This window comes from Arthrobacter sp. YAF17 (assembly GCF_052113365.1).
In the GTDB taxonomy this organism is placed as follows: Bacteria; Actinomycetota; Actinomycetes; order Actinomycetales; family Micrococcaceae; genus Arthrobacter.
Genome location: NZ_JBFRDB010000010.1, coordinates 53,974 through 69,832, shown reverse-complemented (window position 1 = coordinate 69,832; position 15,859 = coordinate 53,974). Strand labels below are relative to the sequence as shown.

Below are 15,859 nucleotides of genomic sequence, written 5' to 3'. Positions count from 1 at the left end.
CGGTCAGCTGCCGAAGGTGAGGGGCCCAAGGATGATCTGTTGCCGAAGGTGAGGGAGCATCCGGTGTTTTGTTGCCAAACGTGCGGGAGCGTCCGGTGGCCAGTTGCCGAAGCTGAGGGAGCGTTCCCCGGGCGTGGCTGAAGCTGAGCGGACTATATTGGCCGTGTCAGCTAACGGATTCGACTGCGGGAGCGTGCACCCATGGCCAAGGAACTTGCAACCCAGCTCATCGAACAACTCCAAGCCGCCGGCGTGCAGCGCATCTACGGCATAGTCGGCGACAGCCTCAACCCTATTGTCGACGCCGTCCGGAAGACCGGCGGTGCTGCAAAGGGCGGGATCGACTGGATTCACGTCCGGCACGAAGAGGCTGCCGCGTTCGCCGCCGCGGCCGAGGCACAACTGACCGGCCGTCTCGCGGTCTGCGCAGGCTCCTGCGGGCCGGGAAACCTGCATCTCATCAACGGACTCTACGACGCCAACCGCTCCGGAGCCCCGGTGCTGGCGATCGCCTCGCACATTCCCAGCAAGCAGATCGGCAGCAGCTTCTTCCAGGAAACCCATCCTGACCGGCTGTTCAACGAGTGCTCGGTGTACTCCGAACTGATCAGCACGCCCGAGCAGGCGCCGCGGGTGATGCACAGTGCCATCCAGCACGCCGTCGCCCTCCGGGGCGTCGCCGTCGTGACCCTGCCCGGGGACATTGCCGGGCTGGAGGCGGCCGCCGAAACGCCGGCGCCCGCGGCCTTCCGGCCTGCCGCAATGGTCCCGGACCCGGCCAGCGTCCGGGAACTGGCCGAGGCCATCAACGCCGCGGACAAGGTCGCGATCTTCGCCGGCGCCGGCGTCGAGGGCGCCCACGACGAGGTGATCGCCCTCGCGGAAGCCGTGAACGCCCCGATCGGGCACTCGCTCCGCGGCAAGGACTTCATGCAGTACGACAACCCCTACGACATCGGCATGACCGGGCTGCTGGGCTACGGCGCGGCGGCCGAAGGAATCGAGGACGCGGACCTGCTGATCCTCCTTGGCACGGACTTCCCCTACGACCAGTTCCTGCCCGGAACCCGCACGGCGCAGGTGGACCGGGCGGCGCAGAACCTGGGCCGGCGGACCGACGTCGACATCGCAGTGCACGGTGACGTGCTCCCCACCCTGGCGGCCCTGATGCCTTTGCTGAAGCCGAAGAAGAACCGCCGCTTCCTCGACGCGATGCTCAAGAAGCACGACCGGCTTATGAACAAGGCCGTCGGCGCCTACACGCGCAAGGTGGAAACCATACAGCCGATCCACCCGGAATACGCGGCATCGATGCTGGACCAGGTGGCAGCGCGTGACGCGGTCTTCACCGCCGATACGGGCATGTGCAACGTCTGGACCGCCCGCTACATCAATCCGCTGGGAACACGCCGCCTGATCGGCTCGTACCTGCACGGCTCCATGGCGAACGCACTTCCCCACGCGATCGGCGCCCAGCTGGCCTACCCCGGCCGTCAGGTCGTGTCGGTATCGGGCGACGGCGGCCTGTCGATGCTGCTGKGGGAGCTGATCACCGTTGCCGCCCACCGGCTCCCCGTCAACTTGGTGGTGTTCAACAACTCCACCCTGGGCATGGTCAAGCTGGAAATGCTGGTGGACGGGCTCCCCGACTTCGGCGTGGACGTGCCCGATGCGAACTACGCCGCGGTGGCCCGCGCCCTGGGGTTCCACGCCGTCCGCGTCACGGACCCGTCCCGCATCGAGGCCGCTTACCGGGAAGCCTTCGCCCACCCCGGCCCGTCGCTCGTGGAGCTCATCACCGACCCCAAGGCGCTGTCCCTTCCGCCGAAGATCAAGGGCGCGCAGGTTTTGGGCTTCGCCACGGCCATGTCCAAAGTCGTCCTGAACCGGGGCGCCGGCGAGGCCGTCAGTATGGCGCGGAGCAACCTGAGAAACATACCGCGGCGCTGACAACGCCGTCGCCGGGGCCGGAAATGCCCGAGTTCGCCGAAAGGTTCCGGCGAGCCCGCCCGTTACCGGCGAACCGGGAGAGGTGGCGCGGGTGGCACGAACCGGACAACTCCGGCGCAGAACGCTCGGAGGAAAAGCGGCGTCGAATCGTGACCCGGGAGTGGTCGCACTTTTCCGGGTCCGCTGCTTGACTGGCCGTAGGCGGATCTCCGCCCTTCTACTTTCGCTGTTGTGCGGGCCTTTGGGGGCGCGATGAAACAGAAGACCACAGCGCGGTTGACTGCCGCGGCGGCCGCCTTGGCGGTGGCATTGACGGCCTGTTCCGCCTCGCCGCCGGCGCTGGTGAAGGCCGACGTCGAACGCGTTTCGGCGGATCGGGCCGCCTACCCGGCCGACCTTGCCCAGCTCCGGGCGTCGGCACGGATGCTGGGTGCCGCGCTGCTGGCCGACGGCGGGGACAGCGGAAACGGAAACGTGGTTTCGTCCCCGGGCAGCCTGCTGATTGCCTTGGCCATGCTCCGGGTGGGTGCATCCGGCGCAACCGCTGCCGAGATGGACAGCGTGCTGGGCCTCCCCGCGGAGCGCCGCGACGAAGCCCTGAATGCGCTGCTGGCGTCCCTGGACGCCTTCGACGGCGACCCCGGTTCGGTGGATGAAAAGGACCCGCCGCGCCGGCCAGTCCTGCACACGGCAAACGGCTTGTTCGTGGATATGAGCGAGCCCACGGGGGAACGCTATCTGCGGTCCCTAGCCCGGCATTACGGAACAGGCGTGTACCCGGTGGACTTCCAGGACGAGGCCGCCACCAAGCCGGCAATCGACGCCTGGGTGAACCAGAACACCGGCGGACGGATCAAGAAGGCGCCCGCGAAGTACGACCGCAGGGACACCTTCAGCGTGCTCAACGCGGGGTACTTCGCCTCGGCGTGGAAGGTCCCCTTCGACCCGGCGGACACCGTTGACCTGCCGTTTACGACGCCCGACGGCGGGCAGGTTTCCGTCCCCACCATGTCGGGCGTCCAGGACCTTGCCTACGCCCGGGGTGCAGGCTGGCAAGCTGTCGATTTGCCCTACGCCGAGGGATTTGTGATGCGACTCGTGCTCCCGGATTCCGGGACTTCCGGGCCCGGAGCCAAGGACACCGCCGACGCTTCCGTGGCCCTTGAAGCCGCAGCCCCGGCGCCCGTGCAGATCATCTTGCCCAAATGGGAGCAGGAGAGCAGCTTTGAGCTGCGCAAAATCTTCACGGACCTGGGGCTGCGGGAAATGCTCAACACCGCTACCGACTTCGACTCAATCCAGCGCGGACTCAAGATCCAGGCGGCAGCACAGTCCGCCAGCATCACCGTGGCCGAGAAGGGCACTGTTGCCGCCGCCGTGACCCAGATCAACGCCCGGGCCGTCAGCGGCGTGGCAGCGATGGAAGTGATCCGCTTCGACCGGCCGTTCCAGTATGAGATCGTCCACGTCGAGACCGGCCTGCCACTCTTTATGGGCAGGGTGTCCGACCCCCGTCCTTCAGGACCCTGAGCCCGCGCCGACATCCCGGCGACCCCGTCGAGCCGGGTTGCTTAGGGTGTTTCGCTCCGGCGTTCCGCCGCCAGCAGCGCCGCCACCTGCCCGATGAGCTCGTACGGCACGGGCTTCGCCAGGGGAAACTTCAGCGTTCCCTTGGCCGCACTGTACGATGCGATGGACTCGCGGAACGCCCCGTCGCCGTCGGGCACGGGGTACACGGACACATGGTGCGTCCAGCCGGCGAAGTACACAACGTACTGGCCGCCGAGCGTAATGGTCGGGATGCCGTAGCTGATCATCTCGCCGGAATCAGGTACCGCGGCATGGCAGCAGCGCCGGATTTCCTGAAGGATTTCCTGCACGCCGGCGGGGAACGAGGCGATGTACTCGTCGACGGACTCAAAGTGCTGTGCCATGGCCGTTCCTTCCGCGTGGTCCAGGAATAGTTAGCGCGGGCCGCCCTGCCAGAGCGCATCAAACGGCGCCCCCGAAGCAACCCGGTTCCGGATGCCCGCGGTGACAAACGCCTTGGCGGTCCGTGCAGCCTCGAGCGGCGTCGCGCCCTTGGCCAGCTCGGCCGTCACGGCAGCGGCCAGCGAGCAGCCGGCGCCCGACACGGCCACTTCGCCCACCTTCGGGGCGGACAGGACTTCCAGCGTCTCGCCGTCGTAGTAAACGTCGACGGCGTCCGGCCCGGCCAGGCGCACGCCGCCCTTGGCCAGCACCGCGGCGCCGCTGAGTTCGTGGATCCGGACGGCGGCGGCCTTGAGCGATTCGAGGTCGGTGATGGCCAGTCCGGAGAGGGACTCGGCCTCGAAGTGGTTCGGCGTGACGAACGTGGCCAACGGCAGGATCTGGCCCTTGAGCGCCTGGTCCGTGTCCAGCGCGTGGCCCGGCTCCTGGCCCTTGCAGATCAGCACCGGATCCAGCACGACATTGGCGAAACCGCCCGCGGCCAGCGCCTCGGCGACCGTGGAAATCGTCGCCGGGCTGCCCAGCATGCCGATCTTCACCGTGTCCAGAATCGACGGCGCGCCGGACGCGGCACCGTACGCCGCCGTCGTCGCCTCCAGCTGGTGGGCAATGACCTCCTGGTCGACCGGGACGAAGCGGTGGTTCCAGTTGTCCTGAGGGTCGAAAGACACAATGCACGTCAGGTTGGCAATGCCGAAGACGCCCAGTTCCTGGAAGGTCTTCAGGTCGGCCTGCGCGCCGGCGCCCCCGGTCGCTTCGGAGCCGGCAATGGTCAGGGCGACGGCGGGGCTGGCCGGGGCGTCGGAAGCCGCAAGGGCGGCAGCGTCGAATGCGGTGGAAGTCATGAGCCCATCCTGCCACCCCCGGAAAGCCGCCCGCATTGTGCTCATGACCAGTATGACCAAAACGCGAGTGTTCCGGATCACCAAGACTAAGGTGGCGGACGGTGTTGCTTCCTTGCGGCGCCGGATCCAGGAAGGTTCATTGATGAGCACCCAACTGTCCGAATCGGCACAGACGAGACGAGCCGTCGGCAACATCCTCAAAGGCTCGGCAGGCAACCTCGTCGAGTGGTTCGACGTCTATATCTACACGGCATTCTCGGCGTACTTTGCCGTCCACTTCTTCAGCTCCAAGGACCCGCTGCAGAGCAACCTTGAAGCGATGGCCGTCTTCGCGGTGACGTTCCTGATGCGCCCGATCGGCGCCTGGTTCTTTGGCCGCTACGCCGACCGCAACGGACGGAAAGCCGCGCTGACCCTGAGCGTGACGATGATGTCCGCGGGCTCCTTCGCCATCGCGCTGCTGCCCACCAAAGAGGTCATCGGCATCTGGGCGCTGGTCCTCCTGGTCCTCATCCGGCTGCTGCAGGGCTTCTCCGTAGGCGGCGAGTACGGCACCAGCGCCACGTACATGTCCGAGGCCGCCACCGCCAAGCGGCGCGGCTTCTTCTCCAGCTTCCAGTACGTCACCCTCATCGGCGGGCAGATGCTGGCCCTCCTGGTGCTCGTCATCCTGGAACGGACGCTCGGCAAGGAGATGCTGGGTGAGTGGGGCTGGCGGATACCGTTTGCGATCGGCGGCGTTGCTGCGCTCGTCGTTCTCTGGATGCGCCGGTCAATGGAAGAGACCATCTCGGCGGAGCAGACTGCCGCAGCCAAGGCCGGAACAGCCGGCGGAGAAGCCCAGCCGGGCACCATGAAGCTGCTGTTCACCAAGCACTGGAAGGCCCTGCTGATCTGCATCGGCGTCACGCTGGGCGGGACCATGGCGTTCTACACCTACACCAACTTCACGCTGTCCTTTATGCAGAACACCAGCGGCATCGCCAAGGAAACCACGTCCGTTATCAGCTTCTGGGCACTGTTCATCTTTATGCTGCTGCAGCCGGTGTACGGCATGATTTCGGACCGGGTGGGCCGCCGCCCGCTGCTGCTCTGGTTCGGGATCACCGGTGTGCTGCTGACCTGGCCGCTGCTGTCCGCGCTGGCCGGCACGAAGGATCCGTTCACCGCGTTCCTGCTCATGATGGGCGGCCTGCTCATTGTCGGCGGCTACACCTCGATCAACGCCCTCGTGAAGGCCGAGCTGTTCCCGGCCTCCATCCGGGCCCTCGGCGTGGGCCTGGGCTACGCAATCGCCAACTCGCTCTTCGGCGGCACCACGCCGCTGGTGGGCGCCGCGTTCCAGAAGGCTGGCCAGGTGGAAATCTTCTTCACCTACATCACCTTGGGCATCGGCATTTCGCTGCTGGTCTACATCTTCGCGCTGAAGAACAAGAAGTCCACCCACCTGGACCACGAACAGGGCCACGCCTGGGAGCCTGCCGCCGGAACGGCCGGGTCCGGCGACGGCCGCTTGGACGACGACAAGGACCTCGTCGACTCCTCGCGCCGCTAGGTTCGCGGGCCGCTCGCGAACGGGCGGCGCGTCCGACGGCGGGTCGCCGGCTACTGGACTTCGGTCCCGGCAGCTGGCGACCCGCCGTCGTCGTTAACCGTGGGGGCCGGGGTGAGAGAATGGAAGGCGGTTCCGGCGGTCAGCCCGCAAGGAGCCATCCAGTGCTAATACAGCCGGCCGCACGGGCCTATTCAAGACCTCCGCGCGGCCGAGCGAACCACTATGAATGGACCACCCATGACTTCCGCCAAGACTTTCCCGGCCGCCGCGCCGCCGAAGTTCGCCTCGATCGGTTCCCCCTACTTCGGCATCCTGCTGGCTGTCATGGCCGTGGTGCTGATCCTGTCCAACATCGGGGCATCCAAGGGTGTGGCGATCGGCCCGATCATTACCGACGGCGGCTTCTTCCTCTTCCCGCTGGCGTACATCCTGGGCGACGTCATCAGCGAGGTTTACGGCTTCAAGGTGGCGCGCAAGGCCATCATCACCACATTCGCGCTTTCGGTCTTTGCGTCGCTCTGCTACTGGATCGTCATTGCGCTGCCAGGGTTCGACGACGACTTCGGCGTCGCCAAGCAGGCCGCGCTGGAAGGCGCGCTTGGACCGGTTCCGCAGATCGTGCTCGCCTCGCTGCTGGCGTTCCTCGCCGGGCAGACCATCAACGCCTGGATTCTCGTGAAAATGAAGGCCCGCACGGGGGAGAAGTCCCTGTGGGCGCGCATCATGGGTTCCTCGGTGGCCGGGGAGTTCGTGGACACCCTGATCTTCTGCAGCATCGCCGCCTCCGTGATCGGGATTACCGACGTCGGCACCTTCGTGAACTATGTCGCCGTGGGCTTCCTCTACAAGACCCTCGTGGAGTTCCTCTTCGTCCCGGTCACCGCGGCCGCGATCGGCTGGATCAAGAAGCGCGAACCGAGTTACGGGGTGTAAGGCAGGGCCGCAGGTATATTGCCGCCCGGGTCGGCCAGTTCGCCGGTACCCTGCGGGGTCGCCGTAACTGTCCGGCGACCCCGCAGGGTACCGGCGAATTCGCGACTCAGGGGCGGGGCCGGTCTGCCAACGCCCGCAAGAGTCGGCTCTTGAATTCCTGCTCGCGGAAGAGATCCTTCCACTCGACGCGGACGAACCTCCAGCCTTCTTCGGTCAGAGCCTTCTCGCGGCGCCGTTCCTCGAAGAGCACTTCGGCTGTGGGTTTGTAGTCGAAGTACTTGGTTTTTCCGTCGAACTCGAGGGCGACCATTTCCTCCTTCCACGCAAAGTCCAGACGATGGCGACCGGCGCGACTTGGCACCTCAAGCTGCAGCTCAGGGGGCCGGATCCGACACCGAAGGATCAGCTCGCGGGTCAAGGTTTCGCCGGGAGACTCGGACCGTGGATCGGCGGCTGCGAGGACGCGGCGGAAGGTTCGGATCCCCCGGCGGCCCTCCAGCGCATCGGCCATGGCGAGCAGGGCAGCCGGGTCAGCGCCCAGACGAAGTGCATGGTCTGTGAGGACCAGCGCCTGCCTGAAGCGCAGCATCATGGCGCAGTCGGCCGTCGTTCGCTCCAGGGAAGTCGTCCGGAGTCCCTTCACCATGGCGACGTCATGTTCGGCGAAGGGGCGCGTGTGGCAGCAAACGTCCTTGCCGTGGCGCTCGTTCGAAGGGTGCACCTTCTGGAGGAGATGGATCCTGTCATCGACGTCCCAGAGGTAGAGGTGACGCAGGCGCGCTGCCGAGGTGTGGCTGTAGAGGAAGGCGCCGGTCGACGTCGTACGCGTTCCGTGGGCATGGGCGTAGATGAGCTGCCTGCTCCGGGCGGCCGATGACTGGGCCTGCCAAAGACTGGCGCGTATATAGCAGCCGTGCCTGAGCCGGACGAGGGTATCTGCATCCAGGTGCGAGCGGATGGCCCGCGATCCGTAGCCGAGGTCGAGCAGTTGTTCCGTGCGCCAGAGGTTGCCCGTCGGCGGCAACTCCAGCGGGTGGTTTTGCGTCATGCCACCAGCTTCGCGGGCCGCCGGAGGACGCGGGAGGAGCCGCCGTCGTTATGTGGACAACGCGAGGTCGCCGGTTCGTTGCGGGGTCGCCGTAACCGTCCGGCGATCTGGCACGCTTCCGGCGATCTCGGCGTCGGCAGGGCGCCGTGCAGGGCCGCAGGCTGCGGCCGGTCGGCGACGCCGGGGCCCCGGCCCTCAGCCGGAAACGCGGGCCGTGGTGCCGCGGGCGACGAGGGCAGGCTCGATCAGCTTGCGCCCAGGCTCGAGCGTGGGGTCCTGGATCCGCGCCAACAGGGTGTTGGCGACGTCGACGCCGACAAGGTCGCTACGGTTGTCCACGGTGGACATGTCCAGGTACCGCGACTTGGCCAGCTGGGAGTTGTCGTAGCCAATCACCGAGAGGTCCGCGGGGACGGACAGGCCGCGTGCCTTGGCGGCGGCGAGGGCGCCCAGGGCCATGGAGTCGTTGGCCGCGAACAGTGCCGTCGTGTCCGGGTGGTGGTCAAGGATCCAGCAGGCGGCCGCGTAGCCGTCCTCCTCGGAGGTCCCCTGGGACTCGCCGGCGATCCGGACCTCGACGCCGGCCTCCACAATGCGGCCGCGGAAGCCTTCCCGCCGGTGGTAGGCAGCACCGCCGGTGCCCGAGAGGTGCCCGATCCGGGTGTGGCCGAGCCCCAGCAGGTGCTCCGCCGCCATCCGGCCGCCGCCGTCGTCGTCATTCGTGATGAGGCCCGCCCCGGCGGGGACACCGTCCCGCCAGCCCGCGACGACGGCGGGAACCCAGGTTCCGGCCATCATCGGCTCACTCGGTTCGGCCGCGATGACGAGGCCCTCCACCTGCATGGACAGCAGGCCGTCCGTCGCTTCCGTAATGCGGTTCTCGCCCGGCCGCGAGTCCGCGAGGGTGACCTGGTAGCCGTGGGGGGAGAGGGCGGATTCCAGCCCGCGCAGGAGGTCCACGAACCAGAGGTTGCGGAAGTCGTCAATGACCAGCCCGATGCTTTTCGTCTGGCTGCTGGCGAGCGTCGTCGCCGCGCGGCTCGGCCGGTAGCCCAGCTCGGACATCGCCGCCAGAACGGCCGCCCTGCGCTTCTCGCTGACCTTTGACGGGTTTTGCAGCACCAGGGACACCAGCGACGGCGAGACGCCCGCGGTCTTGGCGACGTCGTAGATCGTCGGGCGGCGGTTTCGAGAGGTGTTCAGCGTCATCTGCAGAGCCTTTCATGTCTCATCCGAGGATAACCAGTCGACCATTGACAGGACATATGGACATAGCTAATCTTCTAATCAGTAACACATTTTGTAGCGCTCCAATTTTAGGAGTCGGGCCGCGGCCTGGCCGAATTTCAAAGGAGAAATCGATGGCTGACAGTCTAGGGGTCGCCGTAATCGGCGCCGGCATGGCGGGCAAGGCCCACGCGGCCGCATACCGCACGGCATCGGCGCTCTACAGCCCGGTCCTTCCGCCCATCCGGCTGGTCTCCATCGGCGATGTCAATGCCGAGTTCGGTTCCCTGGCAGCGCAGCGATTCGGCTACGAACGCAACGACACGTCCTGGCAGGCGATCGCCGAAGCCGACGACGTCGACGTCGTGAGCGTGGTCATTGCGAACTCCCTTCACCGCGAAGTCGTGGAGGGCCTGATCGCCGCCGGCAAGCACGTGCTGTGCGAAAAGCCGCTGAGCGACTCCCTCGAGGACGCCCGCGCCATGGCGGACGCGGCCCGCAACGCCAGCTCGATTGCCCGCATCGGGTTCACTTTCCGCCGCACCCCCGGCATCGCCTACATCCGCGACCTCATCCGGTCCGGTGTCCTCGGCAATGTCCTGCACTTCAGCGGTCGCTACTGGACCGACTACGGGTTCAGCCCGTCGGCCCCGATGAGCTGGCGGTACAAGGGCGGACCCGGTTCCGGTGCGCTGGCCGACGTCGGAAGCCACCTGACGTACGTTGCCGAGTTCCTCTGCGGCGACATCAAGTCCATCAGCGGCGGGCGCCTCAGCACCGTGATCGACAAGCGCCCGCTGCCGCTCGGCGCCGTTATGGGCCACGACCATGCCGCGGTCAGCGACACCTTCGAGCCAGTCGACAACGACGACTACGCCGTGTTCTCCGCCGAATTCGAGAACGGCGCCGGCGGATTCGAGGTCTCCCGGGTCGCGGCCGGCCACGCCAACAGCCTCATTTTTGAAGTCTTCTGCGAGAACGGCGCCGCCCGGTTCGACCAACGCCGCCCTGCCGAGATCGAACTGTTCCTCAACGACGGCCCGGCCAATGAGAACGGCTACCGCCAGGTCATCCTCGGGCCCGGACACCCCTACATCGCGGGCGGCCTGGCCATGGACGCGCCCAGCGTCGGGTTCGGCCAGAACGACGCCTTCGGCTACCAGGCCCGGGCGTTCCTCGAGGAGGTCGCCGGCCACAGCGAAGTCGACTCGCTGCCCCGCTGCGCCACCTTCGATGAGGGCGTGCGAAACATGGAACTGCTCGGCGCCGTCACGGAATCCGCGCTCAACAACGGAAAGAAGATCACGCTATGAAACTCGGCGTCTACAACGCGATCCTGCACGACCGGCCCCTTCCCGAGGCCCTCAAGGTCATAGCCGGCCTGGGGCTCACCGGCATCGAAATCAACACGGGCGGGTTCCTGCCGGCCGTCCACGTGCCCAACATGGACCAGATCCTGGAAAGCGACGCTGCCCGCGACGACTACCTGGCGATCTTTGAGGGGACCGGCGTCTCGATCGCCGGCCTGAACTGCAACGGCAACCCGCTGCACCCCAAGCGTGAGATCGGCGAGAAACATGCCGAGGATATCCGACGCTCCATCCGGCTGGCGCAGCGGCTGGGCCAGGACCGGGTGGTGACCATGTCCGGCCTGCCCGGCGGCGAGCCCGGGGCCACCACGGTCAACTGGGTGGTCAACGCCTGGAACTCGGCCGCACTGGACGTGCTCGACTACCAGTGGGGCATCGCGGCCGACTTCTGGAAGGAGACCGACCGCCTCGCCGCGGACCACGGGGTGAAGGTTGCACTGGAACTGCACCCGCAGAACATCGTGTTCAACACCGCCGATGTCCACAGGCTCATTGAACTCACCGGCGCGACCCATGTCGGCGTCGAACTGGACGCCTCGCACCTGTTCTGGCAGCAAATGGATCCGGTCGCCGTGGTCCGCGAACTCGGCCCGCTGGTCTTTCAGGCAGCCGCGAAGGACGTCCGCGTCAACACCGCGAACGCAGCGGTCTACGGGGTCCTCGACAACAGCTTCCGCCGGCTCTCGCCGGATGAAAACCGCACCAACCTCGGCGGCGACGAGTGGGCCAACGAGTGGCCCAGGAACTCCGCCTGGGACTTCGTGGCCCTCGGCCGCGGGCACGACACCGCCTACTGGACCGAATTCCTCCGAGCCCTGTACGAGGTGGACCCGGACATGCTGGTCAACATCGAGCACGAGGACGTGTCCCTGGGCCGGATCGAGGGGCTCCAGGTGGCGGCCAAGGTCCTGCGCGACGCCGACTCAGCGTTGACGGCGTCGCTGCACCCGACGGCCTGACGGCCCGGTAGCCCGCGAGATCGCCGGAAAGCTGCGGGGTCGCCGGAACGTTCCGGCGATCCCGCACGCTTCCGGCGATCTCGACGGCGGACGGCCCATGACGGCGGGACGCCCTGGACTGCGGGATGCCCCAAGAGTGCGGGACGGCGACGGCGGCGGCGGCCCCTACGAGTAGTAGCGGCCCAGGGTCTCGGCCTTGAACTCGAAGAAGTTACCAGCCTCGATGGCGAGCCGGGCGTCGTCGACCATCTTCACCACGAAGCGCTCGTTGTGGATCGAGATCAGCGTGGCGGAGACCATTTCCTTGGCCTTGAACAGGTGGTGGATGTAGGCCCGCGAGTAGTTCAGGCAGGCGTAGCAGTCGCAGCCTTCCTGCAGCGGGCCGAAGTCGCGCTTGTACATGGCGCCGGAGAGGTTGTACCGGCCGGTGGGGTGGTAGAACGCCGAGTTGCGGGCCACCCGGGTGGGGGAGACGCAGTCGAAGGTGTCGGCGCCGTTTTCGATCGCGGTGAAGATGTCGTCCGGTTCGGAGATGCCCAGCAGGTGCCGGGGCTTGTTCTCCGGCAGCTCCTCATTGCACCAGCGCACGATCGTGCCCAGGTTCTCCTTCTCCAGCGCCCCGCCGATGCCGAAGCCGTCGAAGTTCATCGCGCCGAGATCGCGGCACGCCTTCCGGCGCAGGTCCTCGTACTGCGCGCCCTGGATCACCCCGAACAGGGCCTGGTAGGGCTTGCCGGCGCGCTCGGACGTGAGCCGGAAGTGCTCGGTGATGCAGCGCTCGGCCCAGCGCCGGGTCCGCTCCAGCGATTCCTCCTGATAGCCGCGGGAGTTCTGCAGCGTGGTCAGCTCGTCGAACGCGAACATGATGTCCGCGCCGATCTGGTGCTGGACGTTCATGGAGATCTCGGGGCTGAAGCGGTGCCGGTCGCCGTTGAGGTGGCTCTTGAACCACACGCCTTCCTCGTCCACGTGGGCCAGGCGCTCCTTGCCGGGGGCGACGGCGTCGTCGGGCCCGGAATTGTCCACCGACTTCATGTCGATGACTTTTTTGAATCCCGAGCCGAGGCTCATCACCTGGAACCCGCCGGAATCCGTAAAGGTGGGGCCGCGCCAGTTCATGAAGGCACCGAGGCCTCCGGCCTCATCCAGGATGTCCGCCCCGGGCTGCAGGTACAGGTGGTAGGCGTTGGCCAGCACGGCCTGCGCGCCGAGTTCGGCGACTGACTCCGGGAGCACCGATTTGACCGTGGCCTTGGTGCCGACAGCGATGAACGCCGGGGTCTGGATCTCGCCGTGGGGTGTGGTGATGGTGCCGGTGCGGCCCAGGAACTCCCCACCGTTGGCGGCAATCTGATCGGCCGACGGCGAGCAGCTTTCACTTAGGCGTTTGCCCACGCGGAAGGAGAACTCGGACTGGTGGGCGGGCGCGGAGGGCAAGGACGCAAAGTCAGGATTGGCTGGCACCGTTCAAGTGTGCCAGCTAACAGCCTTCAACCCTTAGTGCAGCGGATCGGATGTGGGGTAGTTCTCAGCCCGCCACTTGTCCCAGTAGCTGCGGATGGACTCCAGCTGGTGCGCTCCGAGGTCGTAGGTGGAGACGATGACCAGGGAGCCGCCCTCGGGCCTGATGTCCTTGATGGACGGCTGGTCCGCCACGATCACCAGGCCCTCGCCGTGTTCGGCGTAGTGGTGGACCGTGAGTCCCACCTGGTGGTTGCTGCGGAACCAGACCTTGCCGGAGACTTCCTCGCCCGTGGCCAGGGTGAGCGAGTACGGTTCGCCGGGGTTGGGAACATCCGACAGGCCCAGTTTTTCGATGGCGGACCCCTCGTTCCCGGGGACGGAGAAGAAGAAGGTCCGGCGTTTGCCGTGCGGGTGCCGTTCGAGGGCAAATCGGAGCTGCTGGATGAAGGTCAGCCAGCCCTGGGTGATGTCCTCGTCCCAGGCTGCCCACTCGGAATTGTGGTCCACCGCGGCCCGCGTGACGCTGAGTTCCGTGCCGGCGGGGACGGGCTTCAGGGTGAAAACGTCTCCGCCATCGACCACGAGGGACGTGTGGTCGGCGCCTTCGACCACATTGGGGCTGAAGTAGATCTCATTAATCTCGGCCGCCTGGTCATCGGCTTCCCAGCCGTGCCACTGGGAAACCTTGGCGGGCTCGCGCAGCATTGTCCAAACCTGCTGCGCGTCGGAGTTGATCACAACGCTCAGATTGTTCGTCATGGGGTGAATCTACAACGCCCTGCCCTGAGGGGATAGGGGGCAAACGCCTCAGGAGCGGACGGACTCGAGCTCGTTGCCGATGCGGCGGTCCAGCTCCGGGGCGCCGATGGTTTCCGATCCGCCGTGGGCGCGCAGGAAGAGCAAAGCCTCCAGCCGCAGGAGCCGCCATTCACGTTCCGCATCCGGATTCGAGTTGTCCATCGAACGGAAAATTTCCTTGTCGTACAGGTTTGGTTCGTTGAGGGAGCGCTGGCGTACCTTGGCGTTGATGCGGGCCTTGAACGGGTCCGTCTCCATGGCGTCGGGTGCCCGGAGGAACTTCTCGTAGACGGCGGCCCGGTCCGCCTGGCCGAGCTGGCGGCAGATGAAGCTGGACAGGGCCAGGGAAGCCTCCACCGACGACCAGCGGCCGCGGTTGCCGTCGAAGGGCAGCACATTGAGCAGATCGGCAACGGCGAGGGCGCTCTGGGCGTCCTTGAGGATGATGAACAGTTCCTGCGCCAGATCGTTGAGGTCCTTGAGGCAGCTTCCGGACTTCGTGTTGATGCCCTTGGCCAGCCGTTCGCTGAGCAGCAGCACTCCCACGGACTTCGGATGGGCCGCGGCCGCCGCCTCCACCACGGACTCGGGCGTGCCCTCCAGGGCCGGGATCAGCGCCAGGTCCTCTTCGCTGGGGCCGCTCACCACGGGCGGAACGGGCGGCAGGGGCGGAACGACGACGGCGGCAGCTGCGGCACCGCCGTCGGGCTCCTGGCTCCTGTCCGGTTCGGCCGCTTCGGCCCGGGCGCCGTCATCATCCGTGGCCGGTTCGACCAGCTGCAGCGGTGAGTCGGCGTCCTCGGCCGGTACCTCGTCAGCCTCGTCAGCCGCCTCCAGGATCAGGACGGTGGAGGCCGCCGCGATCCGGAGCCCGCCGCCGCCGGTGAGGGTCGCCAGCACCATGGCGGGCGTTCCGAAATCGTCGGTTTCGACGTCCACCCGCTGGATTTCGGCGGAGCGGTTGCCGTCGGGCAGAAGCAGATGATCCCCGCTCTGCAGAGATCCAGCCTGCTGTTCGATGTAGTTCGGGGCGGCCGGGGGGTGGGTCATCTGGAGTCCTTAAATTCTTTTGCGGTCCGCCCAACAGTCTACAAAGGCGCGCGTGGGCAGCCAGCAGCGGGGGTCAGCTCCCGCAGCCGGCGGCGGTCAGTTCCCGACGCCGGCGAAGGCCAGGGCCTGCCGGATTAGGGCGCCGCGGCCGCCGCTGAATTCCAGCTGGACGTCCGAGCTCATGACTTCCTGCGGCGTCATCCAGGTCAGTTCCAGGGCGTCCTGGCGCGGGGAGCATTCGCCCGTGACGGGGATGATGTACGCCAGAGCGACGGCGTGCTGCCGGTCATCGGTGAATCCGGTGTGCGACGGGGACGGGAAGTACTCCGCCACCGTGAACGGCACCGGGCTGATCGGCAGCTGCGGAAACGCGAGCGGGCCCAGGTCCTTCTCCATGTGGCGCAGCAGGGCCGCGCGGATGGTCTCCCGGTACAGCACACGGCCGGATACCAGCGAGCGGATCATGTTGCCGTCCTCGTCGGCCTGCAGGAGCGTGCCGACCTCGTTCACAAACCCGAGCGGATCCAGCCGGACCGGGACGGCCTCGACGTAGACCATGGGCAACCGGCCGCGGGCCTCGAACAGATCATCGTCGGAGAGCCAGCCGGGGTTCGGGTCAGGAGTGCGAACATTCATGGTTAAGTTCTACCCCATCCCCGCCGTTGCGT

The 15,859-nt window shown here is 66.9% G+C and carries 14 protein-coding genes; 6 read left to right on the top strand and 8 right to left on the bottom strand.

Annotated elements, in window-relative coordinates; genetic code table 11:
* The first annotated feature begins 201 nt into the window (after positions 1–201).
* Entirely contained in the window at positions 202–1,950 is a 1,749-nt protein-coding gene (locus AB4Y67_RS10225; protein WP_441405663.1) for a pyruvate dehydrogenase, read from the top strand.
* Between the two features lie 252 nt (positions 1,951–2,202).
* Positions 2,203–3,480 carry a serpin family protein gene (locus AB4Y67_RS10220; RefSeq protein ID WP_441405662.1) on the top strand — a complete coding sequence of 426 codons (1,278 nt, stop codon included), beginning with the start codon at positions 2,203–2,205 and terminating at the stop codon, positions 3,478–3,480.
* A 41-nt stretch (positions 3,481–3,521) separates the two neighbouring features.
* Here AB4Y67_RS10220 and AB4Y67_RS10215 read toward each other — a convergent pair whose 3' ends face one another.
* Together AB4Y67_RS10215 and AB4Y67_RS10210 are read right to left on the bottom strand one after the other, a co-directional pair.
* Positions 3,522–3,884 carry an iron chaperone gene (locus tag AB4Y67_RS10215; RefSeq protein WP_441405661.1) on the bottom strand — a complete coding sequence of 121 codons (363 nt, stop codon included), beginning with the start codon at positions 3,882–3,884 and terminating at the stop codon, positions 3,522–3,524.
* A 30-nt stretch (positions 3,885–3,914) separates the two neighbouring features.
* Complete coding sequence (locus tag AB4Y67_RS10210; protein WP_441405660.1) at positions 3,915–4,787, bottom strand: hydroxymethylpyrimidine/phosphomethylpyrimidine kinase; 873 nt, start codon at positions 4,785–4,787, stop codon at positions 3,915–3,917.
* A 142-nt stretch (positions 4,788–4,929) separates the two neighbouring features.
* On the opposite strand from AB4Y67_RS10210, the gene AB4Y67_RS10205 reads away from it, so the two are divergent.
* Together AB4Y67_RS10205 and AB4Y67_RS10200 are read left to right on the top strand one after the other, a co-directional pair.
* A complete protein-coding gene (locus AB4Y67_RS10205; RefSeq protein WP_441405659.1) occupies positions 4,930–6,342 on the top strand; it encodes an MFS transporter in 1,413 nt (470 codons plus the stop codon).
* A 237-nt stretch (positions 6,343–6,579) separates the two neighbouring features.
* A complete protein-coding gene (locus AB4Y67_RS10200; protein ID WP_441405658.1) occupies positions 6,580–7,275 on the top strand; it encodes a queuosine precursor transporter in 696 nt (231 codons plus the stop codon).
* A gap of 106 nt (positions 7,276–7,381) precedes the next feature.
* Here the strand turns inward: AB4Y67_RS10200 and AB4Y67_RS10195 are convergent, their stop codons facing one another.
* Positions 7,382–8,323 (bottom strand): type IV toxin-antitoxin system AbiEi family antitoxin domain-containing protein, encoded by a 942-nt coding sequence (locus AB4Y67_RS10195; RefSeq protein ID WP_441405657.1) that lies wholly within the window; start codon positions 8,321–8,323, stop codon positions 7,382–7,384.
* Between the two features lie 195 nt (positions 8,324–8,518).
* Positions 8,519–9,532: a LacI family DNA-binding transcriptional regulator gene (locus AB4Y67_RS10190; RefSeq protein WP_441405656.1), complete on the bottom strand. Its 1,014-nt coding sequence runs from the start codon at positions 9,530–9,532 to the stop codon at positions 8,519–8,521.
* A 152-nt stretch (positions 9,533–9,684) separates the two neighbouring features.
* Here AB4Y67_RS10190 and AB4Y67_RS10185 point away from each other — a divergent pair, with 152 nt between their 5' ends.
* Both AB4Y67_RS10185 and AB4Y67_RS10180 read left to right on the top strand, forming a co-directional pair.
* Entirely contained in the window at positions 9,685–10,863 is a 1,179-nt protein-coding gene (locus AB4Y67_RS10185; protein ID WP_441405655.1) for a Gfo/Idh/MocA family protein, read from the top strand.
* On the top strand, positions 10,860–11,879 hold the full coding sequence (locus tag AB4Y67_RS10180) for a sugar phosphate isomerase/epimerase family protein (protein ID WP_441405654.1): 1,020 nt from the start codon (positions 10,860–10,862) through the stop codon (positions 11,877–11,879). The genes AB4Y67_RS10185 and AB4Y67_RS10180 overlap by 4 nt, the downstream gene beginning before the upstream one ends.
* A gap of 165 nt (positions 11,880–12,044) precedes the next feature.
* Here AB4Y67_RS10180 and tgt read toward each other — a convergent pair whose 3' ends face one another.
* The 4 genes from tgt to AB4Y67_RS10160 all read right to left on the bottom strand — a co-directional run bounded on the left by tgt (position 12,045) and on the right by AB4Y67_RS10160 (position 15,827).
* Positions 12,045–13,343 carry a tRNA guanosine(34) transglycosylase Tgt gene (gene tgt, locus AB4Y67_RS10175; protein WP_441405653.1) on the bottom strand — a complete coding sequence of 433 codons (1,299 nt, stop codon included), beginning with the start codon at positions 13,341–13,343 and terminating at the stop codon, positions 12,045–12,047.
* Between the two features lie 33 nt (positions 13,344–13,376).
* On the bottom strand, positions 13,377–14,102 hold the full coding sequence (locus tag AB4Y67_RS10170) for an SRPBCC domain-containing protein (protein ID WP_441405652.1): 726 nt from the start codon (positions 14,100–14,102) through the stop codon (positions 13,377–13,379).
* Between the two features lie 48 nt (positions 14,103–14,150).
* Positions 14,151–15,191 carry a DUF6707 family protein gene (locus AB4Y67_RS10165; RefSeq protein WP_441405651.1) on the bottom strand — a complete coding sequence of 347 codons (1,041 nt, stop codon included), beginning with the start codon at positions 15,189–15,191 and terminating at the stop codon, positions 14,151–14,153.
* Positions 15,192–15,287: 96 nt separating this feature from the next.
* Positions 15,288–15,827, bottom strand: a complete 540-nt coding sequence (locus tag AB4Y67_RS10160) for an NUDIX hydrolase family protein (protein ID WP_056427539.1) — start codon at positions 15,825–15,827, stop codon at positions 15,288–15,290.
* Positions 15,828–15,859 lie beyond the last annotated feature (32 nt).

What these genes read in the sequence shown, in the direction of transcription:
- AB4Y67_RS10170 (WP_441405652.1), bottom strand. Translation starts at nt 14,102, where the DNA reads ATGACGAACAATCTGAGCGTTGTGATCAACTCCGACGCGCAGCAGGTT.
- AB4Y67_RS10220 (WP_441405662.1), top strand. Translation starts at nt 2,203, where the DNA reads ATGAAACAGAAGACCACAGCGCGGTTGACTGCCGCGGCGGCCGCCTTG.
- AB4Y67_RS10210 (WP_441405660.1), bottom strand. Translation starts at nt 4,787, where the DNA reads ATGACTTCCACCGCATTCGACGCTGCCGCCCTTGCGGCTTCCGACGCC.
- AB4Y67_RS10190 (WP_441405656.1), bottom strand. Translation starts at nt 9,532, where the DNA reads ATGACGCTGAACACCTCTCGAAACCGCCGCCCGACGATCTACGACGTC.
- AB4Y67_RS10200 (WP_441405658.1), top strand. Translation starts at nt 6,580, where the DNA reads ATGACTTCCGCCAAGACTTTCCCGGCCGCCGCGCCGCCGAAGTTCGCC.
- AB4Y67_RS10195 (WP_441405657.1), bottom strand. Translation starts at nt 8,323, where the DNA reads ATGACGCAAAACCACCCGCTGGAGTTGCCGCCGACGGGCAACCTCTGG.
- AB4Y67_RS10205 (WP_441405659.1), top strand. Translation starts at nt 4,930, where the DNA reads ATGAGCACCCAACTGTCCGAATCGGCACAGACGAGACGAGCCGTCGGC.
- AB4Y67_RS10180 (WP_441405654.1), top strand. Translation starts at nt 10,860, where the DNA reads ATGAAACTCGGCGTCTACAACGCGATCCTGCACGACCGGCCCCTTCCC.
- AB4Y67_RS10185 (WP_441405655.1), top strand. Translation starts at nt 9,685, where the DNA reads ATGGCTGACAGTCTAGGGGTCGCCGTAATCGGCGCCGGCATGGCGGGC.
- AB4Y67_RS10215 (WP_441405661.1), bottom strand. Translation starts at nt 3,884, where the DNA reads ATGGCACAGCACTTTGAGTCCGTCGACGAGTACATCGCCTCGTTCCCC.
- AB4Y67_RS10160 (WP_056427539.1), bottom strand. Translation starts at nt 15,827, where the DNA reads ATGAATGTTCGCACTCCTGACCCGAACCCCGGCTGGCTCTCCGACGAT.
- AB4Y67_RS10165 (WP_441405651.1), bottom strand. Translation starts at nt 15,191, where the DNA reads ATGACCCACCCCCCGGCCGCCCCGAACTACATCGAACAGCAGGCTGGA.